The sequence below is a fragment of the Vibrio splendidus 12E03 genome (assembly GCF_000272105.2).
Taxonomy (GTDB): Bacteria; Pseudomonadota; Gammaproteobacteria; order Enterobacterales; family Vibrionaceae; genus Vibrio; species Vibrio splendidus_I.
Genome location: NZ_AJZD02000077.1, coordinates 56,696 through 81,151 on the forward strand (window position 1 = coordinate 56,696; position 24,456 = coordinate 81,151).

The window sequence follows — 24,456 nt, forward strand, 5'->3', positions numbered from 1 at the left end:
CTCGCTCTTAATAATATCGGTTAATGCAGCCAACAAATCGTTTTTGAACGTTTTTTGTTGGGTTATACCTCGCTATTCCAAAGAGGTATCTTCTGTCGATGGCCCTATAGTGTGAGGTCTCTAGAATTGGAAAATTCGGTTAATTTGGAACGCATCCGTGCTGAGTATAATGTAAAGCACTGGAGCCAAGGTTTTTATGGAATTGATGACAACGGTGAGGTGTATGTTTCACCGAGCGAGACGGATCATCAAGTCCCACTAAGTAAGATCGTAAAACAGTTAGAGCAAAGAAATATTGGTTTACCTGCTCTTGTGCGTTTTCCTCAAATAGTGCATCAACGTGTGCACAATATCTGTAACGCATTTAACCAAGCGATCGACGAATATCAGTACGACAATCGTTACCTACTTGTTTATCCGATTAAAGTTAACCAACAAAAAGAAGTGGTTGATGAGATCTTAGCGAGCCAAGCTCAATTAGAGCAAAAGCAGCTAGGACTAGAGGCGGGCAGTAAACCTGAACTATTAGCGGTATTGGCTCTGGCTCAAAAAGCGAGTTCTGTGATCGTGTGTAACGGTTACAAAGACAGAGAATACATCCGTCTTGCGCTGATTGGCGAAAAGCTAGGCCACAAAGTATTTATCGTTCTAGAGAAGTTGTCAGAGCTTGATCTTGTCCTTTCTGAAGCAAAAGCGCTTGGCGTAAAACCTCGTTTGGGTTTACGTATTCGTCTTGCTTCTCAAGGTGCAGGTAAATGGCAAGCAAGTGGTGGTGAGAAATCGAAATTCGGTTTGTCTGCATCACAAGTGCTGACTGTCATTGAACGCTTGAAAGCAGAAGAGCAACTTGATGTTCTAGAGTTAGTGCATTTCCATCTTGGCTCACAAATGGCCAATATTCGTGATGTACGAAATGGCGTGAGCGAAGCGGCGCGTTTCTACTGTGAACTGCGCGATATCGGTGCTCAATTGAAGTACCTCGATGTCGGTGGCGGCTTGGCGGTGGATTACGACGGCACACGTAGCCAGTCTTCAAACTCAATGAACTACGGCTTGCTTGAGTACGCTCGCAATATTGTGATGACAGTAGGGGATATCTGTAAGCTCTACAATCAGCCACAACCTGTGATTATTTCGGAGTCTGGTCGCTCACTGACTGCGCACCATGCTGTGTTGATCACCAACGTGATTGGTACTGAAAGCTACTCACCGGAAGACATGGCTGCGCCAGAAGCAGACGCACCACTGTTGCTAAACAACATGTGGAAGAACTTCTTGGAGTTAGATGCAGGTAATGATGACCGTGCGCTGATTGAGATCTACAACGACACGCAAAGTGATATCGCAGAAGCACACAACCAATTTGCGACGGGTATGCTGAACCTTCAGCACCGTGCTTGGGCAGAGCAGATGTCTTTGCGCATTAACTACGAACTTAGCTCTCGAATGAGCACTAAGAACCGTTACCACCGTCCTATTTTGGATGAGTTGAGCGAGCGTTTGGCTGATAAGTTCTTCGTGAACTTCTCGTTGTTCCAATCGTTGCCAGATGCTTGGGGTATCGATCAGGTGTTCCCTGTATTGCCTTTAAGTGGTTTGGACAATGCGGATGAGCGACGCGCTGTTGTACTGGATATCACATGTGATTCTGACGGTACGATCGATCAGTATGTTGACGGCCAAGGTATTGAAACAACGTTGCCAGTTCCAGCATGGAATCCAGACGAACCTTACCTGATGGGCTTCTTCTTAGTAGGCGCATACCAAGAGATCTTGGGTGATATGCATAACCTATTTGGTGATACGCACAGTGTGGTGGTGAACGTTGATGAGAGCGGAGAAGCGAACATTGACTACATCAACGAAGGCGACACGGTTGAAGACATGATGCGTTATGTTCATATCGATATGGACCTAATTCGTCAGAACTACAAAGAATTGGTAACGGCGAAAGTACCAGCGCAAGAGCAGCAAAGCGTACTTGAAGAGTTAGAGCAAGGCTTGATGGGTTACACCTATCTTGAGGATTTTTAATGAACGATCTATTTACGAAACCAGATTACTCGCTGTACTCCAATGCGATGACGTTTATGCGTCGTCCATTGGTGCAAAACCCAATCGATAACGATGCTGATGTGGTTGTGTTAGGCGCGCCGTTAGATATGGCGACGTCTGGTCGACCGGGTGCACGTATGGGACCGGATGCGATTCGCCGTGCGTCAGTTAACTTGGCGTGGGAAGGTAAAAAATTCCCTTGGGACTTCAATGTATTTGAACACACCTCGGTCATTGATGCTGGCGACCTTGTGTTTGATTGTGGTGATGCAGAAGACCTTACTCAGCGCTTAGAAGCGGCTGCTGATGCGATTCTGAATAGTGGTAAAACTCTGTTAGGTTTAGGTGGCGATCACTTCATTACACTGCCTTTGCTAAGGGCGTATGGTAAGAAATATGGCGAGATGGCTCTGATTCACTTCGACGCGCACACTGACACTTACAGTCAGGGCAGTCGTTACGATCACGGTACTATGTTCTACCATGCGCCAAATGAAGGCTTAATTTCGCCTGAACATTCAGTGCAAATTGGTATTCGTACAGAGTACAAGCAGGAAGGACACGGCTTTAACGTTATTAACGCGATGCAAGCGAACGACATGAGCGAAGACGAGATCATTGCTCAAGTAAAAGGCATTGTTGGTGATAAGCCAGTTTACCTAACGTTTGATATCGATTGTCTGGATCCTGCTTTTGCTCCGGGTACAGGTACTCCGGTATGCGGCGGTTTGAATTCAGATAAAGTTCTGAAAATCATCCGTGGCCTACAAGGCATCAACATGGTTGGTATGGACGTTGTAGAAGTTTCTCCAGCGTATGACCAAAGCGAGATTACAGCATTGGCTGGTGCGACGATTGCTCTCGAGCTGCTTTACGTTTGGACGGCGAACCGCCTCGCTAAATAATAGTGTGTCATTGCTAACAGCATAACGCTATATACTGATTTTAAAGCCCACTAAGGTTCAACTTAGTGGGCTTTTTTTGGGATACCTCGAAATATCCATTTGCAACTTCTACTCATTGCCACTGCATACCCATTCAATACTCTAATAGTTGTATATGTAATTGGCGCCATATACGGTGTTTGAACAGTTTCTCATCAGCTTTGTGCTGAACCTTGTCTCAAATATGGGATTTGGTTCTTCTTTGGGGTTTAGGTATATCTCGACCTTATTAATTGCCTATAAATCCTAATGATTTATCAACTTTATTACTGTATATATTTATAAAAATTTGAGGTGTAATTAATTTGTGCGTTTTATTGCATATAAATCAGCACCCTATAAACTTTTGCTTAGTCCATGAACAAACTAAAGTGAATGCTTAGATTTGTGAAAAGAAGTCACTTCGCACAGACATGACATTTCGGATAAGAAAGACTAGGCTTAAGGTTAAGTAAACTATAAAAAAAACAGGCGAAACGGAACTGACTCATCACATACATCTGTCTACGTAATTGATTGTTAATGAAGAGAATAAGTTCTGAATATAATTTAAGCCTGAAACCGTTATTACTATTATTTTCACGATGTTGGGCAATACAGCATTTTGTGACCTCGGGGGATATATGGGTATTGAAGTTTCGCGCCAAGCTGCAGTTGTAGAGGTAGTGAGTGGAGAAGTCATTGCGGTTAAGTCTGACGGAAGCGCACGAAAAATTTCAGCTGGAGATATTATTCGTGAAAACGAGATTGTTATCACTGCCAACCAAGCAGAGCTTGTATTAGGTACCCCAAACGGTGTCACTGAGGTGGCAAGCAATTGTGTTGGCTGTGTTGATCAAGATTTAGCGTGGGCTGATGCTCCGATCGCTGGAGAAGTTAATTTTGACTTACAGCAAGCCGATGCTGGAGATTTTGATGATGATGAATTTGCTGCAATCCAAGAAGCTATTTTAGGTGGTGCCGATCCGACTCAAATCTTAGAGGCAACAGCGGCTGGTGGCGGACTAGGCTCTGCGAATGCCGGCTTTGTGACGATTGATTATAACTATACAGAAACTCATCCATCGACATTCTTTGAGACCGCTGGTTTAGCAGAACAAACCGTTGATGAAGACAGAGAAGAATTCAGGTCGATCACTCGTTCCTCGGGTGGTCAATCAATCAGTGAAACACTGACTGAAGGCTCCATATCTGGCAATACTTATCCCCAATCTATAACAACCACAGAAACGATTATTGCTGGTAGTTTAGCTCTCGCTCCTGACTCTTTCGTACCAGAAACGCTATCCCTAGTTTCACTGCTTAGTGAATTAAACAGCGACATTACTTCAAGTGGTCAGCCCGTCACCTTCACGTATGACGCGGCGACGAACTCTATCGTTGGTGTTCAAGGTACCGACGAAGTATTACGTATCGACATTGATGCCGTCAGTGTTGGTAATAACATTGAGCTTTCTCTAACCACAACGATTTCTCAGCCGATTGATCATGTACCGTCTGTTGGCGGTGGTCAGGTTTCTTACACTGGCGATCAAATAGATATTGCCTTTGATATTCAAGGCGTAGACACTGCTGGAAATCCGCTAGCAACATTCGTTAACGCACAGGTTTCGGTGTTTGACGGGATAGATCCGTCTGTTGAAAGTGTCAATATCACTAACGTTGAAACTAGCAGCTCGACAATCGAAGGGACGTTCTCAATTATTGGTAGTGATATCCTTCAATCAGCCGTATTTGATGCAAGCGCACTCGACCAGTTTGATGGGTTGCTCAGTGACAATCAAAACACGCTTGCGAGACTTTCTGACGATGGAACAACGATTACTCTGTCCATCCAAGGCCGAGGTGAGGTTGTTCTCACCATCTCACTAGATACCGATGGTACTTATAAATTCGAGCAGTTTAATCCAATAGAACAAGTGGGCTCCGATTCACTGACGTTCGATTTACCGATCACGATTACCGATTTCGACCAAGATGTTGTAACCAATAACATCAACATTGTTATCACTGATGGCGATAGCCCAGTCATTACTAATGTCGACAGTATTAGTGTCGATGAAGCCGGCATCATTGGTGGCTCACAAGAGGGAACCGCGCCTGTAGCGGGGAGCGGAAGTATCACTGCCGATATTTTCGAAAGCGACATCATCGACCATTATGAACTGGAGCCGACGGAATTTAATACGGGTGGCACCTTGATTTCTAATGGTGCGGTGGTGCTACTCGAGTTGGTTGGTGAAACCAACGGTGTAAGAACTTACGAAGGCTATGTAGAGGTCAATGGATCGAGAATTACGGTCTTTGACGTTAAAATTGATAGCCCTTCATTGGGCAACTATGAGTTTAATCTTTATGAAGAACTTTCTCATCAAGGCGCTGAAGATGCGCTGCTAACTTTTGCATTGCCAATTTATGCTGTTGATGCCGATGGAGATCGTTCCGCACTATCTGGCGGTTCGAACACACCAGAAGCTGCTGAAATTCTCATCAATGTCACAGATGATGTTGTTGAGCTAGTTGATAAAGTTGAGTCAGTCACGGAACCAACTTTAGCCGGCGATACCGTTGTTTCGTATAACCTATTCAACTTCGAAGGCGCTGATGGCTCGAAAATTCAATCTTTTAACTATGATGGTGTTGATTACTCACTAGATCAGAGCTTGCTGCCAGATGCTGTTCAAACATTCAGTTTTACTGAGGGTGTTGTAACCATCTCACTAAATGGCGATTTTAGTTTTGAAGTTGCGCGCGATATTGACCATACAAACAGTGAAACCATTGTAAAACAGTTCTCATTTTTAGCTGAAGATGGTGATGGAGACACTGACACTTCAACGCTTGAGCTAAGTATCACTGACGGCCAAGACCCAATTATTGATTTGATCCCGCCTGTTACTCTCTCAGAAGCCAACCTTGCTGATGGATCTTCTCCAAGCGGAAGTGCGGTCAGCGCTACCGAGACGATTACCTTTACTGCTGGTAGTGATGATGTAGCTAAATTTCGTATTGAACCAACTGAATTCAATGTCGGCGGGGCACTGGAATCGAATGGGTTTGCGGTTGAGATAAAAGAAGACTCTGCTAATCCGGGCACTTACATCGGTTTTATTACCAACGGTTCTGGCTCGGAAGTTCCTGTGTTTACCTTAAGCTTCTCAAGCACCACGTTAGGTGAATACACCTTTACCTTACTTGAAGCGCTAGACCATGTGGATGGCCTAGATAAAAACGATCTAAGCTTTGCTCTTCCAGTTTATGCGGTAGACAGCGATGGCGACGATTCATTGGTATCTCAGCTTAATGTGACCATTGGTGATGACGTTCAAATCATGCAAGACGGCACGTTAGATATCATCGAGCCAAATCTTGCTGACGGTACTGTAACAACCAACACCATTGATGTGATGCCTGATCAAAGTGCAGATGGCGCGACTATCACTCAGTTTACCTATGACGGTGTCGTAAATACACTCGATCAAAGCATTTCAGGCGAGCAGCAGTTTAACTTCGCAGAAGGTAGCTTGTTCATCACTCTTGAAGGTGAAATGCGTTTCGAGCCAAAACGCGATCTCGACCATAGCATGAGCGAAGATATCGTGAAGTCGATTGTGGTGACCTCAAGCGACTTCGATAAAGATTCGGTGACTTCAACGGTTACATTGACGATCACCGATGGCGATATCCCAACCATTGATCTTATTCCAACGGTTAGCTTATCTGAAACGAATCTGAGTGATGGTTCGAACCCGAGTGGTAGCGCGGTTAGTCAAACCGAGACGATCACTTTCACCAACCAAAGTGACGATGTTGAGAAATTCCGTTTAGAGCCTAGTGAATTTAATGTTGGCGATTCTCTCACGTCCGATGGTCTGGTGATCGAGATTAGAGAAGAACCTGCAGGTTCGGGTAATTATATCGGTTTCACGACTGATATTTCGAATACTGAAACTACCGTTTTCACTCTTGATTTCAGCAGTACTAATTTGGGTGAATACACCTTTACGCTTATCGAAGCGATTGACCACACGCCGATTCAAGGGAATAACGACCTAACATTCAACTTGCCAGTTTATGCCGTCGATAGCGACGGTGACGATTCTCTGATGTCTCCGTTGGAGGTGACGATCACCGATGACGTTCAAGTGATGGTCAATAGCTCACTCAATATTGAAGAGCCAACGGTTGCGGATTTAGCGGCAGGCACGCCGACCACGACAACGGTTAATGTTCTCGATGAAGAAGGTGCTGATGGAACGACCATTACTCAGTTTACCTATGATGGTGGAGCGGCACTAACACTTGACCAAAGCGATACGGGTGAACAGAAATTTGATGTTGCTGAGGGTTCGCTGTATATCACCCTACAAGGCGACGTGCGTTTCGAGCCTAATCGTAATTTGGACCACACAAGTGGAGACATTGTTAAATCGATAGTGGTGACCTCAAGTGATTCTGATAACGATCTTGTTTCTTCAACGGTTACGCTGACCATTACCGATGGCGATATTCCAACCATTGATAATGTACCAAGTGTTACGTTATCTGAAACCAACCTGAGTGATGGTTCTGCTCCAAGTGGCAGTGCGGTCAGTCAAACTGAGACGATTACCTTCACCAACCAAAGTGATGATGTGACGAGTTTCCGTATTGAACCTACTGAGTTCAATATTGGCGGCCTTCTAAAATCGAATGGACTGACGGTTGAGTTGAAAGTCGACCCAAGTACGCCTGGTGGCTACATCGGCTTTGTGATGACGGCACCTAATGTTGAAACGAACGTGTTCACGATTAGTTTCTCGGATACCAATATTGGTCAATACACCTTCACACTGTTGGAAGCGTTAGATCACGTTGATGGGCTAGGAAATAACAACCTAAGCTTTGACCTGCCGGTTTACGCTGTTGATAAAGATGGTGATGATTCACTGGTGTCTCAACTCAATGTGGCTATCGGTGATGATGTCCAAGTCATGCAAAACGGCACATTAGATATCGTTGAACCGAATGTTGCAGATTTGGCTGGTGGTGCTGTAACGACCAATAGCATTGATGTGATGCCAACGCAAAGTGCTGACGGCGCGACAATCACTCAGTTCACCTACGATGGTCAACTTCGAACACTTGATCAAACTGATAATGGCGAGCAACAGTTTAGCTTCACGGAAGGTGAGTTATTCATTACTCTTCAAGGTGAAGTGCGTTTTGAGCCAAATCGTAATTTAGACCACACAACGAGCGAAGACATCGTGAAGTCGATTGTGGTGACTTCAAGTGACTTCGATAACGATCCAGTGACAGCAACGGTTACACTGACGATTACCGATGGTGATATCCCAACCATCGATGCAGTGCCAAGCGTTACTCTATCTGAAACTAACCTTAGCGATGGCTCTAGCCCGAGCGGTAGCGCAGTAAGTCAAACCGAGACGATTACTTTCACTAACCAAAGTGATGATGTGACGAGTTTCCGCATTGAACCAACTGAGTTTAATGTCGGTGGTGCATTGAAATCGAATGGGTTTGCGGTCGAGATAAAAGAAGATTCTGCTAATCCGGGAACTTACATAGGCTTTATTACCAACGGTTCGAGCGCTGAAGTCCCCGTGTTTACCATTAGCTTCTCTTCAACCACGTTAGGTGAATACACTTTCACTCTACTTGAAGCGCTAGACCATGTTGACGGCCTAGCGAACAATGATCTGAGCTTTGATCTGCCTGTTTATGCGGTAGACAGTGATGGTGATGATTCACTGGTATCGCAGCTTAGTGTAACGATTGATGATGATGTTCAAATCATGCAAGGTGGTGCGCTAAATATTACCGAGCCGACCGTCGCTGATTTAGCGGCTGGTACACCGACCACGGCTACTTTTGATGTCATGCCAAACCAAAGTGCTGACGGCGCGACCATCACTCAGTTCACTTATGATGGCGTCGTAAACACCCTCGATCAAAATATTGCAGGCGAACAGCAGTTTATCTTCGCAGAAGGCAAACTGTACATTACCCTCGAAGGTGAAGTTCGCTTTGAGCCTAATCGAGATCTTGACCATACGGCCGGCGATATTGTTAAGTCGATAGTGGTGACCTCAAGCGATTTCGACAAAGACTCAGTCACGTCAACCGTTACGTTAACGATCACCGATGGTGATATTCCAACCATTGATGTTATTCCAACGGTTAGCTTATCTGAAACGAACCTGACGGATGGTTCAGCCCCAAGTGGCAGTGCGGTAAGTCAAACCGAAACCATCACCTTGACCAATCAAAGTGATGATGTGGTTCGTTTCCGCCTTGAACCAGCAGAATTCAATACCAACGATGCACTTACATCGAATGGTTTAACTGTTGAATTACGTGAAGATCCGCAAGGGTCGGGCAACTATATCGGATTTACAACCAGCTCGTCGAATGCGGTAACCACAGTATTTACGTTGAGTTTTTCTGGGACAACCTTAGGTGAATACACCTTTACCTTAATCGAAGCCTTGGATCATCAAGATGCACGTGGCAACAACGACCTGAGTTTTGATCTGCCTGTGTATGCGGTGGATAGTGACGGCGACGATTCGTTAGTCTCTCAGCTTGGCGTGACTATTGGTGATGATGTGCAGTTGATGCAAGGCGGCACAATAACCAGTCGTGAGCCTGCTGGAGTCGTCGAAACATCGAATACTCTGGACGTGATGCCAAATCAGAGCGCAGATGGAGCAAAAATCACTTCATTTGTGTTTGATGGAAACAGTGCAGAAAGCCTTGATCTCAATGTGAATGGCGAGCAAGAGTTTGTGTTCACTGAAGGTTCTGTATTTATTACCACAGAAGGTGAGATACGATTCGAGCCTGTGCGAAATCAAGATCACACGAGTGGTGATATTACCAAGACGATTGTTGTTACATCTACTGACCTTGATGGTGATATCGTCTCATCTACCGTGACATTGAAGATTACCGATGGTGATCTTCCAACGATCGATTTAGTCCCTGGAATTACGCTCTCAGAAGTGGATCTCGCAGATGGTTCTTCGCCAACCGGCAATCCAGTGACGATGACTCAAGTTATTACCTACTCAGAGGGTAGTGACGATGTTAGTTATTTCAGAATTGACCCAGCACAGTTCAACATGTCTGGAGCTTTAAAGTCCAATGGCTTAGAGGTTGAGATAAAAGAGCAGCCAGCGAATTCTGGTAATTACATTGGCTTCGTCAAGGACGGCTCTAACGTAGAAACCAACGTCTTCACGATCAGTTTCTCGACCACCAATCTAGGGCAATATACGTTCACACTTCTTGAAGCGTTAGACCATACAGATGGATTACAAAACAATACTCTAAGTTTCGATGTCCCTGTTTTAGCGGTTGATACCGATGGTGATGATTCTGCAATGTCGCCAATGACCGTGGTGATCACCGATGATGTACAAGGCGTTCAAGATGGGGCGTTAAGTATCACTGAGCCTTCACTTGCTGATATAGCAGCGGGTACGCCAACCACGCCAACAATCGACGTTATGCCGACACAGAGTGCTGATGGCGCGAAAGTGACTCAGTTTATCTACGATGGTGGCACGGCTGTTACGTTAGACCCAACTGTGTCTACAGAACAAGTTTTTACCGTAACCGATGGCTTACTGTACATCACGATTGAAGGTGAGGTGCGCTTTGAACCAAGTAGAAATCTAGACCATTCATCTGGCGATATCGTGAGAACTATAGTCGTGACGACCAGTGATTTTGATAACGATACCGATACCGCGGATGTCACGTTGACGATTCAAGATGGGATTGATCCGGTCATCGATGTTGTTCCTAGCGTGAACTTATCGGAAGTCAACCTCGCAGATGGTTCAACGCCAAGTGGTTCTGCGGTGAGTTCAACACAAACCATTACTTACACCGTGGGTAGTGATGACTTAAGCCACTTTAGAATCGCGACCAACGAATTCAATCCAGGTGATGTGCTGAAATCAAATGGTCTTGTTGTTCAGCTAAAAGAAGATCCGTCTTCTCCAGGTGATTACATTGGCTATACCGATGATGGGGCAGGTAATGTAACCGATGTCTTCACGATTAGCTTTGATAGCGTTAATAAAGGGCAGTTCACCTTCACTTTGATTGAGGCGTTAGATCACCTTGATGGTGATCTTAATAACAGCCTCAACTTCAACCTGCCTGTTTACGCCGTTGATACCGATGGTGATGATTCGGTTAAACGCGATGTCATGGTAACGATACAAGATGACATTCAACAGATGCAAGATGGCACGTTAAGCATCACAGAGCCAAATACTGGCACACCAACCACTGCTACTGTTGATGTAATGCCTACACCAAGTGCTGATGGGGCGACCATTACTCAGTTCACTTATGACGGTGGGTCTGCGATTACATTAAATCAAAACATCAGCGGTGAGCAGGAATTTGTTTTCACTGAAGGCTCACTGTTTGTCACGCTAAGCGGTGATGTAAGGTTCGAACCAAACCGAAATCTAGATCATTCTGCGGGCGACATTGTTAAGTCGATTGTGTTTACGTCTTCTGACTTTGATAAAGATACCTTTTCATCAACAGTCACGCTTACGATTGTTGATGGCGATGGACCAACAATCAACGTTGTGCCAAGTGTCAGCTTGTCGGAAAGCTTACTTGCGGATGGTTCGACACCTAGCGGAACGCCTGTCAGTGTGACTCAGACTATCACCTCGCTAGCGAGCAGTGATGACATTGGAAAAATAGTCGTTGAAGCTGGGCTGTTCAATACCAACGGCGTGTTGAAGTCTGATGGCCTTGAATTGAGTTTACGTGAGGAGCCTGCGGGTTCTGGCGACTACATTGCGTTTACGACGGATGGTTCGGGTGGTGAGAAAATCATATTCACCCTAGATTTTGATGATACTAATCCTAGCCAGTATACCTTTACGCTGCTTGAGCGTTTGGATCACGTTGATGGCTTAGGAAGCAACGATCTGAGTTTTGATCTTTCTGTTTACGCGCAAGACACCGATGGCGATATTTCAGCGTCTAAACCGCTTTCAGTAACCATCACCGATGATGTCCAGTTAATGAAGTCTGGTGCGCTTAGCATCACTGAACCAAGCACGGGCACGCCTACCACAACGGCATTTGATGTGATGCCTGCGCAAAGTGCTGATGGCGCCACCATAACCAAATTTACTTATGGTAGTCAGCCTGAAGAGTCTCTGGTGCAAACCATCACTGGTGAGCAAGAGTTTGTATTTACGGAAGGTTCGTTGTTTATCACGCTTGAAGGTGATGTGCGCTTTGAGCCTAATCGAAACCTGAATCATTCTGGTGGTGATATCGTTAAGACGATTACCGTAACATCTGAAGATAAAGATGGCGATATCGTGACGTCTACCGTGACGTTAACTATTGCCGATGGCGCGCCACCAACTATCGACACCGTACCGACTGTCGCGTTGGAAGAAGCAAATCTGATTGATGGTTCTTCTCCGGGTTTACCTGTTAGCCAAACTGAAACCATTGCTTTCACAGCGGGAAGTGATGATGTGAGCTATTTCCGTATTGATACCACTCAGTTCAACACGTCTGGTGATTTGAAATCGGATGGCCTAGTGGTTCAGCTTAAAGAAGATCCAGCCAACAGCGGAACCTATATTGGTTTCGTTGAGAGTGGGGGTGTTCAAACGGATATCTTTACCATCACTTTTAGTAGTGTAGTGCTAGGCGAATACACCTTCACTTTGTTGGAAGAGCTCGATCATCTGCCTGTGCAAGGCAACAACGATCAAGTATTCACTCTGCCAGTGATCGCGGTCGACCAAGACAATACCTACTCTGTGATGAAACCTTTGACCGTTACTATCACCGATGATGTGCCTGTCATTACCGATACGACAGCGACCAGCACATTTGTGGTTGATGAAGATGATCTCGGCTCTGCGATTTCTCAAGCAACAGGTGCATTTGTTACCACAGAAGGTGCAGACCAAGTAGAGGTTTACGAACTGCGTAATATCTCTGCGCTTGAAGCGACATTGACCTCTGGAACTGAAGCGATTTCTATTACAGAAGTCACAGGTGCCGCCAACACAACGACCTATCAAGGTATGACGACAAGTGGAACTCCTATCTTCACGCTCGCGCTAGCGAATGACGGCTCTTATACGTTTACGTTGCTAGGTCCTCTAAACCATCCAACAAGCCCGAATTCCAATACCTTAACGATTCCATTTGATGTCGTTGCGGTTGATGGTGACGGCGATGATTCTAACCAATATGTATTGCCAATCGAGGTGCTAGACGATGCGCCAGTAATGAGTGCGCCGACGGGTGAAACGGTTGTCGATGAAGACGATCTTACTGGTATTGGTTCCGATCAATCTGAAGACACCATTATTAATGGGCTATTCACCGTTGATGAAGGTGCTGATGGTGTTGTTAAGTACGAATTGGTTGATGAAAACTTAGTGATTGCAGGCTTAACTTCTGATGGAGAAAGCCTAGAGTGGCTGCCTGTTTCACAAAGCGGTACAACCTTCACTTATGTTGCACAGACGGTAACCAGCAATCAGCCTGTGTTTGAAATCATTTTTGATACTTCAAACAACAGCTATCAATTTGAGCTGTTTAAACCACTTAAGCATCCTGATGGCGCGAATGCAAACACCATCGAGCTTGATTTCTCTGTCGTGGCTGAAGATTTTGACCAAGACAAATCGAACGCGATCGATCTGACTATTACGGTAACTGATGATGTTCCATTGGTGACCACTCAATCGATCACGCGAGTTGAGGGTCAAGGTTATGGCAACTCCAAAGTTAACATGTTTGCGAATGCGACAGATGTGGGCGCAGATGATGCGGCACTGACTCGCATAGAGGGAATTACTAGCAATGGTGCCGACATCGTGTTCCGAACAGGAAACAATGGGCCTTACAGTAGCAGTTTTGATTTGAACAGTGGTACCCAGCAGATACGAGTTTACGAACAAACCGATGATGGTAGTGGCGGTATCGACACTCGTGAACTTGGTAGACTGCGCATAAATTCAAATGGTGAGGTTGAGTTCAGAGCTAATGGTTATCTTGATCATGACGGTCTTGACACTATCGACTTCTCGATTAACGTGATCGCGACGGACGGAGACTTAGATACCTCTGAAACACCTTTAGATATAACAATTACAGACCGAAATTCGTCTTCTGTCGCGTTAAAAGTGACCACTTTCGAGGATGCGGGCAGGGACTCAACTATACCTTATGCAACGGGCGATGAGCCGAATTTTGAAAATGCTCAAGACAACCAAAGTAATTTGCCTAATGCACCAGCGCAAGTCGCGCTACAAGTTAATCTCTACGATCAGGACAATGTCGAATCGATTGGGCAGTTGACGATTAAAAGCCCGAACGGCGGTGATAGTCACCAAGGTACTTTTTATTATTTTGATAGTGCTAGTTCGAAGTACATTGAATTAGTACCTGAGCCAAATGGGAGCATTGTATTTGGTCCTCCTCAACTTGAACAAAGCTTCGCTCCAAACCCGAGTGAACCAAGACAAACTATCGCGACGATAGACAACTTGTTCTTTGTTCCGGACCAACACGCTAGTTCGGATGAAACTGGTGGGAGAGTTAGTTATGAGCTCGAAATTGATAATAATGGCACGCTTGACCATACAGTAAATTCAAGCTTCAGAATTGAGATTGAAGCGGTAGCGGATATTGCTACTTGGGATGATGCGAATAGTACGTATCAATATCAAGTGAACGAAGATGAAGACAATGTGATACTTCAGCTGAATGCAGAGTCGCAAGATAACAGTAATACTGAGACGATTACCTATGAGCTAGAAGCCGTTCAAGGTGATGGGAAGTTTGAGCTGTTGGATCAAAATGGCAATGTGTTAACGCCGGTCAATGGTGTCTACACGATTGCTGCCGCAGATATCAATAGCACCGTGGTTAACCCTATTGATAATTTCTCTGGGCAAATTGAGTTCAAAGCAACCGCAATTACGGAAGAGACGCGTAATCCATACGATGACGCAGCCAACGGAGGGGCAAATGATAAGACAACGGCTCGCTCTGTAGAGCAAAACATTATCATTGATGTGACTGCCGATGCGGATCCAGGCTCGTTCAGTGTTAACCGAATCCGTATTAATGAAGACAATATTGATGATCCAGACTACTTAGGTCCTCTGGCCAATAAAGATGCCTTCACGTTGGATGAAGTGATCACCATGAATGGCTCGGTGGACGCTGATGGCTCCGAAGAGCTGTTTGTTCGCATCAGCAATATTACCGAAGGAGCGGTGCTTTATTTCCTAGGAACCACTACTCCGGTTCCTACAATCACTATCAACGGTGTCGATTATCAGGAAGTGGCGTATTCCGATCTAGCCAACGTAGAGATCGTTCCGACTAAACACAGCAATGTTGACTTCACGTTTGAAGTTACGGGTGTGGTCAAGGATACCGCAAACCTCTCTACTGGTGCCCAAGTTGATGAAGAAATCCTAGGGACTAAAACGGTTAACGTTGAGGTTAAAGGCGTTGCCGATATTCCTTATGGCGGTACCAACGGTACGGCTTGGACAGCAATTACCGATGGCACAACATCTGGCGTTCAAACCACAATTCAAGAGAGTCAAAATGGCGATAGCTTTGCTGAGCTCGATTTCACTGTATTGTCGGGCGAGAGAAGGCCAGATAGCGGTACAACACCGTTACCTGACGATGTCTCAGAGTCGATAACGGTTATTCTTTCAGGCATCCCTGATGGCGTTATTCTGGAAGATGGCGATGGTACCGTGATTGACTTGAACTTTGTTGGTTATGAAACGGGACCGGGCGGTAGCCCTGATCTCTCTAAACCCATTTACGAAGCGAACATTACTGAAGCGGGTAAAACTTCAGGCATTCGCATTAGACCGGTTGATTCGTCGACAGAGAACATCCACATCCAAGGTAAAGTGATCGTGACCGAGAATGATGGTCATACGCTCTCTTTTGATCAGGAAGTTCGCATCTTAGTTGAGCCAAGGATTGATACTTCAGCGACTTATAATACTGTGACTCGAGGAGATGAAGATACGGCGATCAACATCGATTGGCACCCAGAAGGTACAGATTACATTGATGATGACGAACATTTCACTTCAATCGTTATCAGCGGTATTCCAAGTGGTGTTGAAAATGTGGTTGTAAACGGTGATGTGATTTGGAACTACGATGCTGCGGCTGGAACGCTAACCATCACACCTAAGAGCGGGCAGACTCCAGAAGCGTTCACTCAGATAGCACTGAACAATAATTTTATTCAGATAACACCGGAGCAAGATTCGAGCACCGACTTTACGCTTAATACGGTTGTCATGATTGAAGAACGCGATCATGAATATGTTGATGCAACTGACCCAGGTCAGGGTATTGCAACAGCAACAATCACGGGCTCGATTGATGTTCGTGTGCGACCAGTGGTTGAGCCTGAAGATGCTAACAACAAACTGGTTGTAGATGAGGTCGCAGGTCTTACAGACTTGGGTACAGTGGTCGCGGATGCTCTAACTGGTGTTCTCAAATTCACAACCAACAGTGACAATACATCGGTTACGGATGAGTTCGTTATTCGATACCAAGAAACTGATGCTTCGTCTGCTATTGAAGAAGTTGACCAGCTAGTGATTCAACTGACCAATGTGGACGACTCGGCGTTATCAGATGCTGTCCTCAACCAGCTGCTTGTTATTGGTGCCGCTTATGAAGGCAATGGTCGTTGGGTGGTAACAAATGAAGATCTGTTTAGTATTAGTGCACCAAACGGTCTTGCGTTTCCGCCAGTTTCTGGCCTTCCAGGCGTTTTCAATGACATCAAGATGACCATCTACAGTACCGTGATTGATCGAGGTGATGGCGCTGAAACTGAATCATCAGCTGCGGTTCAGAGGGAAGGCGAGGTGAACTTGTCATTCCCAGAAGTGCTTGTTGGCGGGAACGAGGTGGCTGCAGATATTACGATGACACCAGATAGCGTTGTCGATGCTGTAGAAGACACACAGTTAGACTTGGGAACTGCTTTAAATAGTCTGATCACATTCTCCGGTGAAGACGCTTCAACAGACCAAGTGACTATCATAATTGATGACTCTGTGACCATTCCCCCAGGAATAACTTTCCCAATCAGTTTAGGAGGAGGCAGTGATGTTGACTTCGTAAACGGGAAGTATGTGTTTGAAACAACCGTCGAGCAGGGTGTTCCAACGGATTTCTCAGGTCTGCTACTCAACCTACCTGCCGACTATTCTGGCGACTTTAGGTTACCAATCACAATAGTAACCAAAGATACACTGTCTGGTGATGAGAAAACCTTGGTGACCGATGTCGTTATTAAAGTCGCTCCTGACGTTGAAGGTAATCCAGACATTGATGTTACGGTTGTTGGCTCGCTTGATGACTCGTTTAATCCTGTTGATACTGATGGTCAACCGGGACAAGATCCAGTGGGTTACGAAGATACTTACATTCAGCTTGATTTCAGCACAACCATTACTGACCAAGTCAGTGGGGTTGAGGGTGGTGACGAAAAATTCACATCTATTACGCTGACTTTGGATGACACAAGTGTCGGCGCGTTTTACACAAGTGCGGGTGTATCGCTTGGTACGTCCGTGACCTTCAATGAAGCGGACATTAATGCCGGCGCTCTGGACAATGTATTGTTCCGTCCTGCTCCTAATTACCCAACGGGTAACGACATTAATCAAGTACAAGTGAATGTCAGCGGAACAATTACCGATACTGCTACCTACAATGACGCTTCGTCTCCAGTCGGAACGGCAACCGATACTGATACGTTCAATACCAGTGTTAGCTTTGAAGTTGTCCCTGTGGTTGATGATGTGCTTGTAACAGGGCCGGGTAGTGATCCTGATGTCATTGAGATCACGGGCAACGAAGACCAATCTATTTCTCTATCGGGAACCGGGCCTGTTTCTATTGCGCTCACTGACCTAGACGGCTCAGAGCAGTTCGTTTCGATTAAGTTCACCGGTGTACCTGATGGCTTCTTAATGAATGCAGATCCGGGCTCCGCTTATACAGTGAAGAACAATGGTGGTGGTGAGTGGAGTGTTCAACTGCCTCAAGCATCAGGGTTGTCATTTGATTTGAGTGAGATTTCGATCCTACCGCCTAAAAACTTCAGTGGTACTGCGGAATTTGGCGTTGCTGTCTTTACTCAAGAATCCTTGTTAAGCGTACCAACTGCCGCATCTAATCTGCCAAGCTTTAAGCTGCATGTGGTGCCAGTGGGTGATGATGTTGATACCAACCCAACGGATTCTGTTACTGGCAATGAAGGCCAAAACATTGATATCGAAATCAATGCGACTATTTTGGATAAAGAGCTATCTGCAACAGGCAGCGGCATGTATACCGAAAATGCGCCAGAGACACTTCGTGTAGAGGTGGCTGGTGTACCTCAAGATGCCTCTATCTACTATCCAGACGGTACGACGTTGGCTAGCTACGATCCTGTCACACAGATTTGGACGCTGGATGTACCTGCTCAGTCGCTTGATAAGATCGTATTTAATTCTGGTCAACACAACAGCGATACAGGTAATGCGTTGGGTATTACTGGCCCATTACAAATCACGGTTCGCTCTGTGGACACTGATGCTGACAACACTGAATACCTGGGTACACCAACCAGCTTCGATGTTGATTTAGTGATTGACCCTATCAACGATCAACCAACGTTCGTCAACGTTACCAATATTGAAACGCAAGAAGACTCAACTGGTGTCGCGATTAACAACTTCAGCATCTACGACGTAGACGCAAGTTTTGATAACCCAGATGCACCGTATACGCTGACGTTGAAAATTGACCAAACATTGCCAGGAGCACAGGGCGTCTTTGAGTTTACAAGCTCTCCAGATGTGACGTTTGTACTGCAACCTGACGGTTCACTGGTCATCACGGGTAAAGAAGCTGACATCAATACGGCATTGACCAATGGTGCGGTGACCTTCAAGCCGGATCCAGACCAGAACTACCTCAATCAGGGTGGGTTGGTGACAATCAACGCAACACTCGATGACGGCGGTAACAATGGTCTTATTGACGCTGGAGACCCGAATACCGCACAGACCAATCAAACGACCTTTACTATTAAAGTGACGGAAGTAAATGATGCGCCTGTTGCAACGGATGTTGATTTAGGTTCGATTGCGGAAGATGGTCAAATCGTGATTGTGGAAGGTGATTTGATTGCGGCAAGCTCCGACATCGAGAATCATAACCTGACCGTAACGGGTGTCACCCTGACTCAAGGATAAGGTCAGTTAACGCGCTTTGAAAATGCTGGTGGCGCTGATAAAGCAGCGATTACCGGTCCATTCTGGTTGTTCGTCGCAGATAACGATTTTAACGGTGACGTGAAATTTAACTATTCCATTATCGATGATGGTACAACTAATGGTGTGGATGATTTCCTAACTGACAGTGCTGAAATTAGCCTTGAAGTCACCGAGGTTAATGATCAACCAGTCGCGACAGATATTGACCTAGGAACCATGCTTGAAGAAGGTCAATTGATCATCAAAGAAGAGGACCTGATCGCAGCGACCACGGATCTAGACAATGACGCAATTACTGTGACCAGTTTGGTGCTCGATCAAGGTCAGGGCACACTGCAACGCTTCGAAAACGTGGGTGGTGCGGATGATGCGACGATTACGGGCCCATATTGGGTGTTTACCGCTGCGGATGAATACAACGGCGACGTTAAATTCACTTATAGCGTTGAGGATGACGGCACGACAAACGGTGTCGATGATTTCCTAACTGATAGTGCTGAAATCAGTGTTGTGGTAACGGAAGTGAATGATAAACCGGATGCAACGGATATCGATTTAGGCACCATCCTCGAAGAAGGTCAATTGATCATCAAGGAAGAGGATTTGATTGCAGCGACGACCGATCCGGAAAATGACACGATTACCGTGACTAATCTGGTGCTCGATCAAGGCCAAGGCACACTGCAACGCTTTGAAAACGTCGGTGGGGCAGATGATGCTACGATTACTGGTCCTTACTGGGTATTTACCGCAGCAGATGAATACAACGGTGATGTTAAGTTTACTTATACCGTAGAGGATGACGGGACAACGAATGGCGTTAATGACTTCCTAACCGATACCGCTGAAATCACTGCCGTGGTACAAGGTTCGAACGATACTCCTGTCGTTAATGGTGACAGTGTCACTACGTTGATTGATGAAGACGCAGGACAACTGCTTAGTGGTATTAATGTCAGTGACCCTGATTATGTCGATAGTTTTGCTAATGACTTGATGACAGTAACGCTGACCGTTGATTACGGAACACTTTCCGTATCATTACCTGCTGGTACTAGTGTGACCGTTAATGGTGACAATAGTGGTTCGGTGACGTTAGTAGGGACGCTGAGCGATCTGAATGCCTTGATTGACACACCGACCAGCCCGAATGGGGTTTACCTTGATGCAAGCTTGGCTCCAACTAACAACATCGGCTTAGAGGTCACCGCCAAAGACAGTGGTAATCCTTCTGGTATCGCTATTGAAACGGCTCCGGTTGTTTATAACATCGCGGTGACGCCAGTGGCGAATGCACCAACCTTGTCTATCGATAGTGCGACTAACTACGTGAGAAACATTACTGCGAGTCAGTCTGTGAGTGCGAGTGGCATTCCTTTGGTTGGGATTATCGCGGCCTTAACGGACATTACAGAAGAGCTAACGCTACATATCAGTGATGTGCCTACTGGCGCTCAAATCACCAGTACTACGGGTTCTGTGACGGATCTTGGCGGCGGTGTGTGGGTGGCAACGGCGGATGCAATCGAAAGCTTGCAAGCGGTTGGGCTTTCTCAAGCTCCGGGTAACTACACACTGAAAGTTGAGGCGGTTTCTGAAGAGACTGACAACAACGATACAGCGACCTCTGCATCGATTGACCTGAACTTGAACATTGTGTCGAATGCGGTTGATATCAACTTGGCTTCGGAAACCGATGATGTTCAGTTACTGGCTGGTGCTAATGCGACTGACTTAACGGGTGGTTCAGGTAATGACCGACTGGAAGGTGGCGCAGGTGACGATACGCTTGTGGGCGGTGACGGTAACGACACCCTGATTGGCGGCGGAGGCTCAGACATTCTGACTGGTGGCGATGGTATGGACTCGTTCGTATGGCTTAACATTGAAGATGGTGTTGAAGATACGATTACCGATTTTGATTTGTCGGAAGGGGACAGTATTGATTTGCGCGAAGTCTTGCCAGAGCTTAAGAATTCATCTCCAGACATGACTGCATTGCTAAAACAGATAGATGCGAAAGTGGAAGGGGATGATATTGAGCTTACGATCAACCCAGATGGTATAGGAACCACAGAGCAAGTGATCGTGGTTGAAGACCTTGCTCCTCAGTTAACACTAAGTGGCACTATGCCTTCGGATATCCTGGATGCATTAGTACAGCAGAATGTGATCACTCACGGTTAACGTGAACCATGAAACCAAAACGAAATAGGCCAGCAATGCTGGCCTATTTTTTTATCTAGAACGATAGAAGATTATTTCAGAGAGTTGTGGATCAGAAACTCTTCTTCAACGCCTTTCAATTTCATCTCATCCATAATGAAGTTGACAGTGTTCAGCAAGCGCTGCTCACCTTTAGGAATCAAGTAACCGAATTGGCTGTTGGTAAACGGCGTTTCACAGCGTGCTGCTTCAAGGCGCTCGTCCGTCACTTGATAAAATAGACCTTCAGGGGTTTCTGTCACCATGACATCAACTTTACCTTCCGCAACGGCTTGCGGAACGTCTAGGTTGTTCTCGTAACGTGTGAAGCTTGCGTTCTGCAAGTTAGCGTCTGCAAACATCTCGTTAGTGCCACCAATATTCACACCTACACGAACCGAAGAGAGATTTACTTTTTCAATGCTGTCGTACTGTTCTGCTTTACCTTTCGCAACTAAGAAACACTTACCAAAGGTCATGTATCCCTGAGTTTGTTCTGCGTTTAACTGGCGTTGCATTTTGCGCGTAATACCACCCATCGCGATGTCGTATTTATCGCTGTCGAGGTCGGTCAGTAGATCTTTCCATGTGGTACGAACAATCTGTAATTCGACGCCTAGCTGCTCTGCAACATGCTTAGCCACGTCAATGTCATAACCAGAGTAGGTTTTGCCGTCGAAGTAAGAAAAAGGTTTGTAGTCGCCTGTGGTGCCGACGCGAAGTGTGCCTGATTTTTGAATGTCTTCTAGCTGGTCAGCTTGTGCGACACCAGAAAGTGCCAGAGTAACGGAAGCAAGTAATAGTGATGTTTTTTTCATTGTAATTGTCTGTTGTGTTTGTGTTGTCATTCAAAGTAACAGAAACAATCAGAGAAAGGGATCAAACCATTGGAAAGGTTGGAAAAGAAGATAAAACGAGGGCAGGAGATAGGTATTTCTACGCTTTATGCGCATTAATCGAGATGCGTTTCATATTCTATTTTGATAAACCGAAGACAAACAAAAAGCCCATGTTATCGAATAACATGGGCTTCATTTTGGTTTAACTTGTTAGCTGCTTATTTAGCTTATTTAGCAACTGACTCGTTGTTCATCTTAGCTGTAGCTCTTGATGCGTTGATTAATAGTATACCTACTGTCAAGACGATTGTGCCACACAGCACGAACATTGAGCGACCAAACATGTCGTTTGGAATCAATGCCATCAATAGAACACCAAGGCCTGCAACTGAAATCAATTTACCAAGCATACTGCGTTGTTTCATATCTAACTGTTGCTGCTCTGCACCTTCTGAGATAACAGGTGTATTCCAGTTTTCAAACAGCTTTTCAACTTCCGCTTCGCGCTCTGGCGTACGGCCTTTATAGAGCAGCATTGTTAGCAAGAAGAAACCACCTGTAAAGATAACATGGGCAGCAAGACTGAGACCTACTTTTAAGTCACCCCACTCACGTGCTGTTAATGCTTGATCTAGGTTAAACCAGTTTTCAATATCTTCTGCTTGTAATGAAATACCAAAGATATAAGAAACAACACCACCAACAACTAATGTTGCCCAGCCAGACCAGTCTGGAGTCTTGCGAATCCACATACCCAGCAAGATTGGAATTAGCATTGGGAAACCAATTAATGCGCCGATATTAAGTACAATATCAAACAGACTTAGGTGACGCAGTGAGTTGATGTATAAGCCAAGGCTTATAATGACCAAGCCCATAAAAATTGTCATTGCCTTACTTACTATAACCAACTCTTTCTGCGAAGCATTTGGGCGAACAAACGGGTTATAGAAGTTAACAACAAAAATACCTGCATTACGGTTAAGGCCAGAGTCCATTGAAGACATCGTCGCAGCGAACATTGCAGACATCAATAGCCCAACCATACCAGCTGGCATCACATTTTCCACAAACGCAAGGTAAGCAGCATCTGCGCCAACACTGTAGTCACTTACAAAATCTGGCATAAATGCAGAAACGTACCAAGAAGGAAGGAACCAAATTAGCGGGCCAACAATTGCTAGAACTGTTGCTAAGCCTGCAGCTTTACGTGCGTTTTCGCTGTCTTTAGCACACAGGTAACGGTAAGCATTAATACCATTGTTCATTACACCGAACTGTTTAATAAGAATGAAAACAATCCATAGAATGAAGATACTCATGTAGTTGAGATTGTTACCAACCCAAAAGTCACCAGTAAAGTTTGTAACAATGTTCGAGACACCACCACCGTGGAAGTATGCTGCCACAGCACAGGTAATGGTTACTGCCATTATAACTAACATCTGCATAAAGTCGGACGCAACAACCGCCCATGAACCACCAGTTACCGACATGATCACTAGTACAACACCAGTGAAGACAATCGTCACCTCCATCGGAATGTTGAATACGGCAGATACAAAAATTGCGATACCGTTTAAGGCAACACCCGCAGAGATCAAGCTATCTGGCATACCAGCCCAAGTGTAGAACTGTTCTGAACTTCTACCAAAACGCTGACGAATAGCTTCGATTGCTGTAACAACACGAAGCTGCCTAAACTTAGGCGCGAAGTAAACGTAGTTTAAGAAATAACCAAATGCATTGGCCAAGAATAGGATTACAACGACGAAACCGTCGGTGAATGCGCGTCCTGCGGCACCTGTAAACGTCCATGCTGAAAATTGTGTCATGAAGGCAGTTGCACCAACCATCCACCACAACATTTTGCCGCCACCTCTGAAGTAATCACTAGTAGAGGTGGTGAACTTACGGAACATCCAACCAATAGCGATCAAAAAGAAGAAGTAGGCGAGAACAACAAAAGTATCAATAGTCATCTTTTCAGCCTTTTAAATATCATAATTAACTGGGCTTAGATTAACGCGTCCAAAGGTTTATTTGTACTACAATATGTCT

General features: G+C 45.4%; 6 protein-coding genes. 4 read left to right on the forward strand and 2 right to left on the reverse strand.

The genetic code is table 11. The features are described from left to right. Nucleotides 1-126 precede the first annotated feature (126 nt). The 4 genes from speA to A142_RS25685 all read left to right on the forward strand — a co-directional run bounded on the left by speA (nt 127) and on the right by A142_RS25685 (nt 21,538). The gene (gene speA, locus A142_RS07275) at nt 127-2,034 is read left to right on the forward strand and encodes an arginine decarboxylase (protein WP_032545418.1); all 1,908 of its coding nucleotides are present in this window, start codon (nt 127-129) and stop codon (nt 2,032-2,034) included. After that, entirely contained in the window at nt 2,034-2,960 is a 927-nt protein-coding gene (gene speB, locus A142_RS07280; protein ID WP_019821906.1) for an agmatinase, read from the forward strand. Before speA ends, speB begins: the two co-directional genes overlap by 1 nt. A 662-nt stretch (nt 2,961-3,622) precedes the next feature. After that, nucleotides 3,623-19,330, forward strand: a complete 15,708-nt coding sequence (locus A142_RS07285; RefSeq protein ID WP_019821907.1) for a retention module-containing protein — start codon at nt 3,623-3,625, stop codon at nt 19,328-19,330. Between the two features lie 99 nt (nt 19,331-19,429). Further along, complete coding sequence (locus A142_RS25685) at nt 19,430-21,538, forward strand: cadherin-like domain-containing protein (protein WP_431306022.1); 2,109 nt, start codon at nt 19,430-19,432, stop codon at nt 21,536-21,538. Between the two features lie 71 nt (nt 21,539-21,609). On the opposite strand, the gene A142_RS07290 is transcribed toward A142_RS25685, so the two are convergent. After that, on the reverse strand, nt 21,610-22,374 hold the full coding sequence (locus tag A142_RS07290) for a transporter substrate-binding domain-containing protein (protein ID WP_019821911.1): 765 nt from the start codon (nt 22,372-22,374) through the stop codon (nt 21,610-21,612). A gap of 248 nt (nt 22,375-22,622) precedes the next feature. Further along, a complete protein-coding gene (locus tag A142_RS07300; protein ID WP_019821915.1) occupies nt 22,623-24,377 on the reverse strand; it encodes a sodium:solute symporter family transporter in 1,755 nt (584 codons plus the stop codon). Between the last annotated feature and the right edge of the window lie 79 nt (nt 24,378-24,456).

Bases quoted from the DNA above. Each gene is read 5' to 3' on its own strand.
- speB (WP_019821906.1), top strand. From the start codon at position 2,034: ATGAACGATCTATTTACGAAACCAGATTACTCGCTGTACTCCAATGCG.
- A142_RS07285 (WP_019821907.1), top strand. From the start codon at position 3,623: ATGGGTATTGAAGTTTCGCGCCAAGCTGCAGTTGTAGAGGTAGTGAGT.
- A142_RS07290 (WP_019821911.1), bottom strand. From the start codon at position 22,374: ATGAAAAAAACATCACTATTACTTGCTTCCGTTACTCTGGCACTTTCT.
- A142_RS07300 (WP_019821915.1), bottom strand. From the start codon at position 24,377: ATGACTATTGATACTTTTGTTGTTCTCGCCTACTTCTTCTTTTTGATC.